A 12,667-nucleotide genomic window follows, 5' to 3' on the forward strand; every position below is an offset into this window, starting at 1 on the left:
GGTTCAGCCGAGATCGAGGCCCGCGTAGATCTCGTTCAGCGCGGTGGGTACCAGCGCGTTGGCGGTCGTCCTGCCGTCCGGCGACAGCGTCAGGTTCGTCCAAATGACCAGCGCCACATCGTTATCCGGGTCGAACCCCATGAACGAGTTGAAGCCGGGCATCTCTCCGCCGTGGTAGTACATCGCGGCCTGCGGCCCGTAGCGTTGGTAGCTGATGCCGTAGCCGTACCGCTGACCGTCCGGTTTGGCCGGGTCCTCGGGCCGCAGGCTGTTCAGCCACTGCTGGTGGTAGTCGGCGTTGAAGACCTTGCCGGTCACCAAGGCTCGCATCCAGGTGGCCAGATCGGCGGCGGTGGAGATGGCACCGCCGGCTGCCTGGGCGTACGACGGATTCTGGTGGGTGTACTCGACGGGCTGCAGGGTGCCTGCTCGTGCTGCGGCGACCATGTCAGCCGGATACTCCTCGTCGACCATGGCGTACAGCGTCGTTCCGTACATGTAGCCGTGCGCATATGGTTCGGGAAGCGTCGTGTCGTTCGTGGCGGGCAGCGTGGTGCCCGGCATACCGAACGGAGCGAACAGGCGGTCATGCAACTGCTCGGCCAGTGGGCGCCCGGCGACCTTCTCGGCGACCAGGCCCAGCAGGGCGTAGTTGGTGTTGCAGTACTCGTAGGCCTGGTCCGGCGGGCCGCTCGGCGGGTGCGCAAACGCGATCGCCAGCACCTCCTGCGGTGTCCACGCCTTGGCCGGGTCGGTGTCGAGCGCTGTCGAGAGCTCCGGCGCGTCGGTGTAGCAGTAGAGCCCGCTGCGCATCGTCAACAGGTCTGCGAGCGTGATCTTCTCGCCGTTGGGCACCCCTGGGACGTAGGCCGATATCGGGGCGTCGAGGGTGAGCTTGCCGTCCTGGGCAAGCAGCACGATCAGCGCGGCCGTCATGGTCTTGGTGTTGGAGGCGATCCGGAAGTGCGTATCGGGTTGCGGCGGGGTCTGAGCGCCGAGTTCGGTGGTGCCGACCTTCGCGGTGAACGTGCCCTGCGGCGTCTGCGCCAGTACCAGTGCGCCGGGTACCTGAAGCTTGGCGGCCGCATCTTGCACCGCCGTCTGGAACTGCGCGGGGCCGATGGCCTTGAGCGCCGCGGTCCGCGTCGTCGAACACCCGGCGATTGCCACGGTCAGGCACGCCGCCAGGACGAGCCGCAATGCGGTCATGCATCATGGTCGCGCGTCGCGGCCCTGGACGAGTGTGAATGGTGATTCGCGGGTGCTTGCCTGCGGCCTCCGGTCGCCCGCCGACGACGGTGTGGGACCATAGGTACCGCGCAGCTGCGCCCGGGGCGGTAGCTCAGTCGGTTAGAGCCGTGGACTCATAATCCATTGGTCGCGGGTTCGAGCCCCGCCCGCCCCACCCACGTTCGGCGTTGATCCTTGGCGACGTGCTGAATCCCTCAGTTCCGCAGACTCTTTCCCGCACTCGGCGGGCGGCCCGCTACGCAAGGCGTGCAGCTTGAGCCACAGCTGTCACACCAGCATTTGATAGCGCATTTGCCGAGCGGTGGCTGTCATGACGTTTCCAGCGCCATGTCCCAGAACCACACTTCGAGCTGGAGCACCTCGGCCACCAACGAGTCGTGCCCGTCCTCCTTGAGCGCGGCTAGACCATCGACGTAGGCGGCGAATTCCGGCACCGTCCAATGCTCGACGAACTCCCCGAACGGCGAGGTCGGCGACGCCGCGTGCGTCCAGGCCAGCAGGTAGACCCGCTCGATGACCCACAGCGCGGTGACGGCCACCTCGAAGGGCTGGGTGTCGAGCCGTTGCAGCAGTTCCCGGTAGGCCAGCGTCACCGGTAGCGGTGCGGCCGGCAGGTCGATGTGGCGCCGCGCGGCCTGATCTTCGAACCAGTCCAGTTCGGCGACAAGTGCCGAGCACCCGCCGACGAGAACCGTCTGTGCCTGCCTGGGCGCCCGTGCCAGCAGTCGCGCTTGAAAGGTCAGCAGGTCAGCGACAAACAGCGCGTCCTGTGCGAGCCATCGGTCGAATGCCGAATTGGAAACGGTGCCATCGCGTACGGCCTCCAGGAAGGCGTGTTGGGTTGCGGCAGTCCAGAGGTCATCGAACACTGCATGCACTTTAGTCGTGGCGCGCTGGGGCATGGTCGACACCTCCGAGATCGCGGCGACGCCACGGCGGACAGCTGTCAATCCTCGTTGTCGCGCACAATTTTTCGCGCGGAGAAGGCGTTGACCCACCGCCGCCCAATTGATGGTGATTCGGTAACGGTTTCGCAAAGTCTTCACCTGTCGTGTGGGATGTCCCGCGGTGAAGGTGACTTTGTTGTTTCCCTGGAGTCATCCAGAGTAGGAAAATAGTCACCGCGACTCAGATGTGCTGGCGCAGACATAGGGGACGACACATGCGCTTTGTGGCAACCGCGATCACCGTCAGTGCTGTTTGCATCCTTGCGGCGGGCTGTGGCCAGTCACAGGAACAACCGGCCGCGAAAACGCCGACCACGCCGATGATCACGTCGTTCGCTCCGCTGCCGCTGGCCCCAAAGATCCTGCCCGCCTTGCTGCTTTCGCCGGAGGAGATCAACGCGACGATGGCGGCCGGGGGGATGGTCGTCACATCGACCACCACCGAAATGTCCGACGACAGCTCGACGATGGAGCCCCGGAGCTGTCTGGCCATCGACGGCGCGGTGCAGGCGCCCATCTATGCCGACAGTGGTTACACCAACGTGCTTGATGTGACCATGAGGGAGCCCGACACCTTCGTCCATTACGCCCACCAGGCGGTGGTTCTCTACGGCAACGCCGACCAGGCCAAGGCGTTCTACGACGCGTCGGCCAAACAGTGGCCTGCGTGCACGCACTACAGCCACACACAGTCGGGCACACAGTGGGACGTGGCACCGATTTCCGACAAGGACGGCATGCTGAGCACCGTCAGCACCCAGTCCAACGCGCAGGCGGGTGGCTGGGCCTGTGGCCGGGCCCTGACCGCGCACAACAACGTGGTGGTCGACGTCAACACGTGCAGCGCGAACCCGGCGGATTCGGCGGTCAAGATCGCCCAGCAGATTGCCGCACGGGTCGAGAAACCGCCGTGGCAGAAACCCTAGGTTCACGCTGACAAGAGCTCGGCGCGGGTGGCGGGCATGTGGCTCTGGCCCCGCCGACCGGTCTTGACGGCGAGCACTTGGTTGAGCCCGAGCCGGTTGGACGCGAACCCCATCGCCGACCCGGCCATGTACAGCCGCCATACCCGTGCTCGGCCGGCGCTGCTGAACGCCACGGCCTGGTCCCAGTGCGCCTCCAGGTTCGCCACCCATGCGCGAAGCGTCCGTTCGTAGTGTTCGCGCAGCGACTCGACATCGCGCACCTCAAAGCCGCTGTGTTCGATGGCCTCGATCATCGTCGCCATCGGTTCGAGTTCGCCGTCGGGAAAGACATATCGATCGATGAACGACCGCCTGCCGAACCCGAAGCCGCGTCCCGGTCGCCGCGAGATCGCGCTGTTGAGCAAACGACCCTGCGGACGCAGCAGCCGGAAGAGCTGGGCGGCGTACCCGGGCAGCATCGCGGCTCCGACATGTTCGGCCATCCCGATGCTGGAGATTGCGTCGTACGGGCCGTCGTCGACATCGCGGTAGTCCTGCACCCGGATCTGCACCGACTGGCCGACGCCCGCGTCACTCACCCGCTTGGTGGCGTATTCGGCCTGCCGGCGCGACAACGTGATACCGACTACCTGCGCGCCGTATGTCTGCGCGACGTGCAGGGCGAAGGTGCCCCAACCACAGCCGACGTCCAGGACGCGCATACCGGAGCCGAGGCCGAGCTTGCGGGCGATCAGGTCGCATTTGGCGTACTGCGCCTCGTCAAGATCCCTGGTCGAGGGCGTCCAGTACGCGCACGAGTACGTCATCGACTCACCGAGCACCAGCCGGTAGAAGTCGTTGCCGACGTCGTAGTGGTGGCTGATGGCGGCCGCGTCGCGGCGCTTGTCGTGCCGGTGCACGTGCAGCCGTCGCGCCTCTTCCGGAGGCGGCGGGGGCGGCAGACCGACTACGCCGAGCCGCAGTGCGGCTTTCGCGAAGGCCGCCTTCGTGTGCATGTCGACGGCGATGCGGGGCCCGACCATCGGATCCGACACCCCTTCGAGCGCCTCCAGGCATGCGAGCAGGTCGCCTTCCACGTCGATGTCGCCGGACACGTACGCGCGAGCCAAACCGACTTCATTGGGCTCCCACAACAACCGCAGCAGACCCCGCTTGCTGATGGTCAACTGCCAGGGCGCGGAAGAAGGCCCGGCGCGGCTGCCGTCCCAGCACTGAATCTTGAGTGGAATGTCGTGGCGCACCGTGTCGCGGATGAGCGGCGCCAGCGTGTCGGCAACCGTCGTGCTCATAGCATGCGGATTCCCGCGAGAGCGCCCCGGTAATCGCGCCAACCGCTATTAGCCGCGCGGCTGAATGGGAACCCCTATGACGGCGTCGGCCGGCGACGCCGGACAGGAACCTGGCAGGAGTTGAGATGCCGACAGATTTTCCCGGTACGGAAGGGCCCTACACCCTCGCAGCCAAATTGATCGGATCGCACCTCGTCGACGGGCAGATGCGCCCCGGCGACGAGATCGGGTTACGGATCGATCAGACGTTGACGCAGGACGCCACCGGCACCCTGGTGATGCAGGAGCTGGAATCGCTCGGGCTGGACCGCGTGCGCACCGAGCTCAGCGCTCAGTACGTCGACCACAACTTGCTGCAGACCGACGAGAAGAACGCGCAGGATCACGAGTTCCTGTTGTCCGCGTGTCGACGGTACGGCGTGTGGTTTTCCAAACCCGGTAACGGCGTCTCACATCCGACCCACATGCAGCGGTTCGGCAAACCGGGCGCGACCATGGTGGGCTCGGACTCGCACACGCCGGCCTGCGGCGCGTTGGGCATGCTGGCCATCGGCGTCGGCGGGTTGGAGGTCGCGCTCGCCATGGCCGGTAGGCCGCTCTATATCCGGATGCCCGAGATCTGGGGTGTCGAGTTGACCGGCGAACTGCCGCAGTGGTGTTCGGCCAAGGACGTCATCCTGGAGATGCTGCGCCGGCACGGAGTCAAAGGTGGGGTGCACCGGATCATCGAGTACCACGGGCCAGGCGTCGCCACGCTGAGCGCGATGGATCGCCATGTGATCGCCAACATGGGCGCTGAACTCGGTGCCACCACCTCGGTGTTCCCCGCCGACGATGCGGTGCGGGCGTTCCTGCGCGCAGAGGATCGGGAGGACGACTACACCGAGTTGCTGGCCGACGAGGGCGCGCGTTACGACGTTGCCGAACAGATCGACCTGTCGACGCTCGAGCCACTCATCGCCAAACCGACGTCACCGGGAAATGTGGTGCCGGTCCGCGAGGTTGCCGGAGAGCCGGTTGCCCAGGTGGTGGTGGGATCGTCGGCGAACCCTGGACTGCGCGACTTCGCCATCGTGGCCGCAATGGTCACCGGCCGCCAGACCGACAGTGCGGTGAGCTTTGACGTCAACCCGTCGTCGCGGGAAATCCTGGAGGACCTGACGAAGATGGGCGCGACGTTCGAGTTGATCCGTGCCGGGGCGCGGATCCACCAATCGGGGTGCATGGGCTGCATCGGGATGGGGCAGGCACCCGCGGTGGGTCGAAACTCCTTGCGCACCATGCCCCGTAACTTCCCCGGCCGTTCCGGCACGCGGGAGGACGCGGTGTGGTTGTGCTCACCGGAGACGGCTGCGGCCGCGGCGTTGACGGGCCGGATCACCGATCCCCGTGATCTGGCCGAAGAGCTCGGGATGGCCTACCCGGAGTTGAATCTGCCTGCCCACGCATCGGTGAACACCGCCATGCTGGTGGCGCCATTGCCCGAATCCGAAGCGCAGCAGGTGGAGTTGGTCAAGGGACCCAACATCTCCGGCCTGCCCGACTTCGACCCGATTCCGGATCTCATCGAGGCACCGGTGTTGTTGAAGGTCAGCGACAACATCTCCACCGACGAAATCTCCCCGGCCGGACGGGCTTTGCCATTCCGGTCGAACATCCCGAAGCTCGCCGAGTTCACCTTCACCCAGATCGATGAGACGTACCCGGCGCGGGCCGCTGAGAACGCTTCCAGCACTGGGCATGTGATCGTCGGTGGAGAGAATTACGGTCAGGGGTCGTCGCGTGAGCACGCTGCCATCACTCCGCGGTATCTGGGTCTGCGCGTGGTCATCGCCAAGTCGTTTGCCCGGATTCACTGGCAGAACCTGGCGAATTTCGGCATCCTCGCGCTCGAGTTCGAAAACCCGGACGACTACGACGAGATCGCGCAAGGGGACGTGCTGCGCATCGACGGCGTGCGTGACGCACTACGGGCGGGGACGCCCCTTGTGGCCCACGACCAAACCCGGCGCTGCGACGTCGCGTTGTCTCATCGACTGTCGCAGCGCCAGGTCATGGCCGTGCTTGCAGGCGGAGTGATTCCGCTGCTGGCGGAGTAGGCCGTAGCGCGTTGTCTAAAACCAGACTTTGCGACCGCCGACCGGGCGGCCGACGGCGCCGAGGATCCACAGGATGATGCCGATCACCACGAGGATGCCGCCGATCGTGTACAGGATCGACAACCCGGTGAAGTAGCCGATCAACAGAAGGATGATGCCGAGCACAATCATGGTCAGTCCGATCCTCTAGGTAGCAACGGAATAGCTGTCGCGAAGAGGAATTGCCAGTTTCGTCAGTTCCAAACCTGTTGGGCGCAAGTGACGCTCGCAGGCGGTCCGGTCGGCGGCGGGATGGGTGAGCAAAAATCGGCGCGGCGATTACCGGTCGCTACGGCTGCAATTCGGGTTTGCCGGCTTCGATGGCCACGTGCAGACGTCGATGAAGGTGCTGGTGTTGAACCCACCGCCGTCGAAAACGCCGTACGCGTCGCCGTGGGTTCCGGTGTAGGTGGCGCCGCCACCCGAGCTGCCGCCTGCCGAGGTCACGATGGTCGTCACTTGCCAGCCCTTGCCTTCGAGCGCCGTCTTGTATGCGTTGAGGACGTCGTTGGGTGCGCCGTTGACTTGGTAGAACATGTGGATGCCGTTGTCGGCGATCTGATTGGGGCCCTTGGTCTGCTGTGTGTCGGCAGGGGCCGGGATCAGCGACTGCAGGTCCACCGCAGCGGGAGCCGCTGCAGGAGTCGTGGTCTGGGCTGCCGATTCCGTCGAACTGTTACAGGCGGAGGCCGTGAGCCCGACGGCGACTGCAAGGGCTACCAGGGCGCAGGTGTTCGGGGTGACACGCATGAGTGTTCCTCTCGTTTGGCCGCACGGTATCAACGTGTGAGGAATTGGTCTGGGCAAACCTCGAAAACTCCGCAAAATAGCAGGCGGCGAGCGAGGTTGTCGTTGACTGAGCAAACAGCTACAGCCAGCGCCAAGTGACCGTGATCATGTCTGCATAGTGTGCAAATTTTGCAGAACGTGCAATAATTTTCGTATGGAAGCCGAGGGACTACGTCAACGCCGGCGCCGCGAGACGGCGACGGACATTCACCGCGCCACCCTCGAACTGGCCCGCGATGAGGGCTTCGACAAGGTGACGGTGGACGCGATCAGCGCTCGTGCCGGTGTCTCGCAGCGCACCTTCTTCAATTACTTCTCCAGCAAGGAAGCGGCGCTCGTGCATGGTCCGTTCGAGCTTGCGGCCGACCGGGTGAGCGCGTTTATCGCGGCCGGACCGTGCAGTCCTCGGCTGATGCTCGCCGATGTCATCGACCTGCTGATGGCGAACATGGCCGAGCTGCCGCCGCAACGTGAAGTGATGAAAGAGGCGCTGACGGTGGCCTCCGAGCATCCCAGCGTCCTGGCAGCGTTCCTCGCACGGGTCGACCGTCTGGCGCAGCAGATCGCCGATATGATCGCCGAACGGACCGGGGACCGCGTCGGCGACGCCGACGACCCCACGGTGATCGCCGGGTTGGCCGTCACCGCTGTCCGCCTCGGCATGGACCGGTGGATGGCTACGTCACCCGGGACCGATGGGGCCGATTCCCCGGCACCGCATGTCCGTCACATCGCCGTGCGGATGCACGCCGTCATGGAAGGTCAATCATGAAGTCACTCAACGACAGACAGGCCAGAGTTGACCTGCTCGAAAAAGGAATCCTGGCGGCCGCGCGCAAATGGGACCACATCCGGCCGGCGTACAAACCCTACGTCGACGGGCTCGAAAACCTGCCCGCCGACGGCAGATTCCTCATCGTGGGCAACCACACCGCCGTGGCATCGACGGAAATCGGCTTGATTCTCTATGAGGTGCAACGCCATCTGGGTATTCGCGTCCGGGCGCTGATGGATCGACAGTTCGGCAAGCTCAAGGGATTTCCCGCCGAGTTCCTCGCGGCCGGCGGCGGCATCGTCGGTGAGCCCTGCGCGGCGGGAGAGTTGATGTCCGCCAACGAGCCCATCCTGGTGTTCCCCGGTGGCGGCCGCGAGATCGCCAAGGCCAGAGATGAGCTCTACACCCTGTTGTGGGGCGACCGCGCCGGATTCGCCCGGCTGGCGGCCGAGTACGACTACCCGATCGTGACCGCGGCCGTGGTGGGCGGCGACGACGTGTACAAGATCCTGACATCGCGAGACGGAGTGTGGTCGCGCGTCAGCGGACGTGCCAGCGAATTGCTGAGTGGGCGAACGGATATGGCGATACAGCTGATGCGCGGTATCGGCCCGACCCTGGTTCCGCGCCCGCAGCGGTTGTACGCCCGGTTCTCCGCGCCCATCGACACCACTCGTCCGGCGGATGTCGCGGCCGAGGACTGGGTGGCCACGATTCGGGCGAAGACCAAGTCGACGCTCGAATCCGATCTGGCCGAGCTGCAGGAGATCCGTGCAGGCGACCCATTCCGCAACCTCGCGCCCTGGTCCTGGGGCGCGGCCGTGATGCCACCCGCATCCGCTGCGGCCCAATCGACTTCCGCTACGCACACAGAAGGAGATGTTGTCCAATGACCGAGATCCACGCCATCGACCCGGAGATCGCCGGTATGCCACGCGGCGGTTGGGATGCATCGTGGCTCGACCGCAGACTTCAGACCGACGAACTGGAATATCTCGATCGCGATGATGTCTCCGACGAGGTCAAGCAAAAAGTGGTCACCATGCTCGACCGGATGGGCGAGCTCACCCACCAGCACGACACATTTGCCCGCGTCGCGCTCGATCTCGTCAGTGACATCCCCGATCCGCGGATCCTCGAACTCGGCGCCGGTCACGGCAAGCTGTCCGCCAAGATTCTGGAACTACACCCCACGGCGACGGTGACGGTCAGTGATGTCAACCCGAATTCGGTGGCCAACATAGCCGGTGGTCCGCTGGGCAGTCACCCACGGGCCCGCATCCAGGTCGTGGATGCCACCGACATCGACTCGCAGGACGACACTTACGACCTGGTGGTGTTCGCGCTGGCGTTCCATCATCTGCCGCCGCTGATCGCCAGTCGCGCCATCGCCGAGGCCACCCGCGTCGGAACTCGGTTCCTGGTGGTCGACCTCAGGCGTTTGAGCCCGGTGGAACTCGCGCTGACACCACTGCAGATGGTGTCCGTCAATCTGGTGTTCCAGCCGTTGTCGTCGTTATGGCCATGCGTCCATGACGGTTTCATCAGCGCTTTGCGCGCCTACAGCATTTCGGCGCTGACCACGCTGGGGCAGGCGGCCGACCCTGACATGTCGGTGACCGTGCTACCGAAGCCTGCTGGTTACGGGCCGCCGGTGAATGCCGTGGTGTTCTCGCGTCAGCCCTGATACGCCGTATCGGCTACGTGAGCGGCTCGACGGGTGCCGGGCGCGGTGCCGGTTGGGCAGGGGTGGGCGTCGTCGCCGGTGCCGGACCCGGTGCGGCACCCGTCGCCGGAAGATGCTGCGAGGGGCCGGGTCCGGCGGGTAACGGCGTCAAGGTCGCGGGCGCGGCGGGCGCGGGGGCCGGGCCGGGTGCGGGACCGGTCGCCGGCGGATTGGCGATGGCGTCCGCGGCCCAGCTCGACTGGAGTTGGTTGGCCACGAATGTCGCGCCCTTGTCGACCATGCCGGCTTCTTCGTACTGGTTGTGCGCGGAGAAGCTCCGACCGTCGGATGCGCAGACGAGATCGTTGTCGACGCACAGGTCGATGGTCTTGGCCGAGTAGAGCGGGCCGATGGCGATCGGTGGCTCGCTGATGGCTTTCATGAACCGTGTCGACGGTTTACCGAACAGGGCCACGGCCGCGACGTGATCGGAGATGTCGGGTGGCAGCGGGGTCGGAACATCCGTGGCGTGAACGCCGTCGGGCACCACGCTGGCGGTGACGAAACCTGCGATGGCGGCGCCTTGGGAGAACCCGCCGATCACCATCTTGGTGCGCGGACAGTTCGATGCGGTCGCCAGGACGTGCGCGCGTGCGTCCGAGATGCCGTCGACGGCGGTCGGGAAATCCATGGTGGCGGGGTAATCGACGGCGTACACGCCAACAGTTTTGCCACTCACGCGCGACCGCAGGGAATTGACGAACGCTTCGCCGGTGGGGCCGAGGCCCGGCGCCTCAGTGGTTCCGCGGGCGAAGATCACCTCGGCGTCGGGGCAGTCCGCCGCCTGCGCGGATAAGGTTGGCGCGCCGAACAATATCGTCGGCACCGCTGTCGCGGTGCCGATCAGAAGAACCATGTGGCGTGCCTCCACGCACACATGCTGACACATCGGAACGATATGCGCGCGCCAGTTGAACGACATTTCGTTGGTGTTCACCTGATGAGAACCCGCTGACACCGCTTTCTGGCGCGGTGAAACCTGTTTGCGGGCAGCACAATACGCACACCTGTCGCGAGTTCGCCAGTCGCCCGGGAGTGGACCGAAATACCACACCGGAGGCCTTGGGCCCGGACGCCGACGGTTGCGACACGGTCACAGAAGCATACCTATCAATGCATCAGGAGCAGCAACCTTCACTTCGGTCACTATCGTCACATCAGTCAGCTAGTGACGTCAATGGGACGTCGTGCCCTCCGGAAGGGGTGAGATGTCGCCGCGTCCTCGCATCGCATCACTGTCGGTGGCGTCGGCGGCCGCTATGGGGCTCGTCGTCGCAATCGGCGTCGCACCTCCCGCGGGCGCCGAACCGTGTACCGGAGCGGCCGCTGCTGCCCAGCCGCCCGCCAACGCCGTGGCCACGCCGGCTTTGCCCGGGCTCAACCGTCCCCCGACGGGTCACCGACCCGCCGGTGCGAATGACAGTGCGCCGCTGCCCAGATTGGGACAGCTCCCCAAGTTGCTCCTCAACGCGCTCTCGCCGTTGAGTCAGCATTCCGCGCCGGTGCGTCAGCAGGCGGCGGTGGAGCCGCCGCCGCGGCCCGTCGTTCCGAACAACCCCGCCCAGCCGAACGTTGCTCAGCCCGTCCCCAATGCGGCGCCGGCTCCGGCACCGGAGGCCGCGCCTGCGCCCGCCCCGCCCGGAACGTCGTTGGTGGGTTGGGTCACCGGGCCGGACAGCCCCAACAACACCATCCAGCGGTTCGCCATCTCGGGGACAGACCTCGGGATCATGTGGGACAACGGTGATCCCGGTGCACATCAGGTGCTGATGGCCTTCGGGGACACCTACGGTTACTGCAGTGTGCGCGGACAGCAATGGCGCTACAACACCCTGTTCCGCAGTCAGGACGGCTCGCTGTCGAAGACGGTTTCGGTGCCCAACGGGGTGAAGGCCAACCGGTATTCGGGCTCGCCGGTGTGGGCCCCGGGCCTTTCCAAGCAGATCGTCAACAGCATCAAGTGGGCGCCGACCGAGGTGGGCATCATCCCGACGTCCGGGGTCTCCGTCGGCAGAAACCAGTACCTGAACTTCATGTCCATCAAACGGTGGGGCGACAACGGCTTTTGGGACACGAACTTCTCGGGTATCGCGGTGTCTCAGGACAACGGTGAGAACTGGGGGGTGTACCCCAGCAGCATTCGCGCCGTGGGGGACTCCGTGCCGAGGCTCGCCGCCGTGCCGGGCAACGAGAACTTCCAGATGGGCGCATTCCTCAAGCCGGGACCGGGTGACCCGTACCTCTACACCTTCGGCACGCCGTCAGGGCGTGGAGGATCGGCCTACATCGCCCGGGTTCCGCAGGGCTTCGTGCCGGATCAGCGGCGCTACGAGTACTGGAACGGCGACAGCAATTCCTGGGTGCCCGGCAATCCTGCCGCAGCCACGCCGGTGATCCCCGGTCCGGTCGGGGAGATGTCAGCCCAGTACAACACCTACCTCAAGCAGTATCTGGTGTTGTACTGCAACGGTGCCAACGACGTCGTCGCACGCACCGCGCCTGCGCCGCAAGGGCCGTGGAGTCCGGAACAGATGCTGGTGTCCTCGATGGAATTCCCGGGCGGCATCTATGCGCCGTTCCTGCATCCGTGGTCGACGGGCAAAGAGTTGTACTTCAACCTGTCGCTGTGGTCGGCCTACAACGTGATGCTGATGAAAACGGTGTTGCCGTAACGCTTTCGGCGGTTCTCGGCCTGTTCGGCCAATCGTGAAGTGTGCGTGCCGAAGTGGTGGTCTTCGGTGCGTCCGGCACTTTCTCACAGGTGCTTACCGGAAAGGATCAAGGCGCGCCATAGGGTGCGAGTTGTGACGGAGTCGTGTTCAAAAA

General features: G+C 65.4%; 12 protein-coding genes and 1 tRNA gene. 7 read left to right on the top strand and 6 right to left on the bottom strand.

What is annotated here, in order from left to right; genetic code table 11:
• Nucleotides 1-3: 3 nt before the first annotated feature.
• Nucleotides 4-1,209, bottom strand: coding sequence for a serine hydrolase domain-containing protein (locus tag BTO20_RS12830; protein WP_087076372.1), 1,206 nt, complete (start codon nt 1,207-1,209; stop codon nt 4-6).
• A gap of 122 nt (nt 1,210-1,331) precedes the next feature.
• Between BTO20_RS12830 and BTO20_RS12835 the strand changes: the two genes are divergently transcribed.
• Nucleotides 1,332-1,405, top strand: a tRNA-Ile gene (locus tag BTO20_RS12835).
• 154 nt (nt 1,406-1,559) lie between these two features.
• Here BTO20_RS12835 and BTO20_RS12840 read toward each other — a convergent pair.
• Nucleotides 1,560-2,120: a thiaminase II/PqqC family protein gene (locus tag BTO20_RS12840; protein WP_087082017.1), complete on the bottom strand. Its 561-nt coding sequence runs from the start codon at nt 2,118-2,120 to the stop codon at nt 1,560-1,562.
• 293 nt (nt 2,121-2,413) lie between these two features.
• On the opposite strand from BTO20_RS12840, the gene BTO20_RS12845 reads away from it, so the two are divergent.
• Entirely contained in the window at nt 2,414-3,124 is a 711-nt protein-coding gene (locus BTO20_RS12845; RefSeq protein ID WP_087076373.1) for a sensor domain-containing protein, read from the top strand.
• 2 nt (nt 3,125-3,126) lie between these two features.
• Here the strand turns inward: BTO20_RS12845 and BTO20_RS12850 are convergent, their stop codons facing one another.
• Nucleotides 3,127-4,413 (bottom strand): SAM-dependent methyltransferase, encoded by a 1,287-nt coding sequence (locus BTO20_RS12850; RefSeq protein ID WP_087076376.1) that lies wholly within the window; start codon nt 4,411-4,413, stop codon nt 3,127-3,129.
• A 125-nt stretch (nt 4,414-4,538) separates the two neighbouring features.
• Here BTO20_RS12850 and BTO20_RS12855 point away from each other — a divergent pair, with 125 nt between their 5' ends.
• Nucleotides 4,539-6,512, top strand: coding sequence for an aconitate hydratase (locus tag BTO20_RS12855; protein ID WP_087076378.1), 1,974 nt, complete (start codon nt 4,539-4,541; stop codon nt 6,510-6,512).
• Nucleotides 6,513-6,527: 15 nt separating this feature from the next.
• On the opposite strand, the gene BTO20_RS12860 is transcribed toward BTO20_RS12855, so the two are convergent.
• Nucleotides 6,528-6,683 (bottom strand): hypothetical protein, encoded by a 156-nt coding sequence (locus BTO20_RS12860; protein ID WP_087076379.1) that lies wholly within the window; start codon nt 6,681-6,683, stop codon nt 6,528-6,530.
• A gap of 147 nt (nt 6,684-6,830) precedes the next feature.
• Nucleotides 6,831-7,301, bottom strand: coding sequence for a hypothetical protein (locus BTO20_RS12865; protein ID WP_087076381.1), 471 nt, complete (start codon nt 7,299-7,301; stop codon nt 6,831-6,833).
• 193 nt (nt 7,302-7,494) lie between these two features.
• Between BTO20_RS12865 and BTO20_RS12870 the strand changes: the two genes are divergently transcribed.
• From BTO20_RS12870 to BTO20_RS12880, 3 genes are read left to right on the top strand one after another with little or no spacing between them, the layout of a single operon-like run.
• Nucleotides 7,495-8,112 carry a TetR/AcrR family transcriptional regulator gene (locus tag BTO20_RS12870; protein ID WP_087076383.1) on the top strand — a complete coding sequence of 206 codons (618 nt, stop codon included), beginning with the start codon at nt 7,495-7,497 and terminating at the stop codon, nt 8,110-8,112.
• On the top strand, nt 8,109-9,008 hold the full coding sequence (locus tag BTO20_RS12875; RefSeq protein WP_087076385.1) for a lysophospholipid acyltransferase family protein: 900 nt from the start codon (nt 8,109-8,111) through the stop codon (nt 9,006-9,008). Before BTO20_RS12870 ends, BTO20_RS12875 begins: the two co-directional genes overlap by 4 nt.
• Entirely contained in the window at nt 9,005-9,802 is a 798-nt protein-coding gene (locus BTO20_RS12880) for a class I SAM-dependent methyltransferase (RefSeq protein WP_087076387.1), read from the top strand. The genes BTO20_RS12875 and BTO20_RS12880 overlap by 4 nt, the downstream gene beginning before the upstream one ends.
• Before the next feature lie 13 nt (nt 9,803-9,815).
• Here BTO20_RS12880 and BTO20_RS12885 read toward each other — a convergent pair whose 3' ends face one another.
• Nucleotides 9,816-10,697 (bottom strand): cutinase family protein, encoded by an 882-nt coding sequence (locus BTO20_RS12885; protein WP_198344368.1) that lies wholly within the window; start codon nt 10,695-10,697, stop codon nt 9,816-9,818.
• Between the two features lie 352 nt (nt 10,698-11,049).
• Here BTO20_RS12885 and BTO20_RS12890 point away from each other — a divergent pair, with 352 nt between their 5' ends.
• A complete protein-coding gene (locus tag BTO20_RS12890; protein ID WP_087076389.1) occupies nt 11,050-12,513 on the top strand; it encodes a DUF4185 domain-containing protein in 1,464 nt (487 codons plus the stop codon).
• Nucleotides 12,514-12,667 lie beyond the last annotated feature (154 nt).

This window comes from Mycobacterium dioxanotrophicus (assembly GCF_002157835.1).
Taxonomy (GTDB): domain Bacteria; phylum Actinomycetota; class Actinomycetes; order Mycobacteriales; family Mycobacteriaceae; genus Mycobacterium; species Mycobacterium dioxanotrophicus.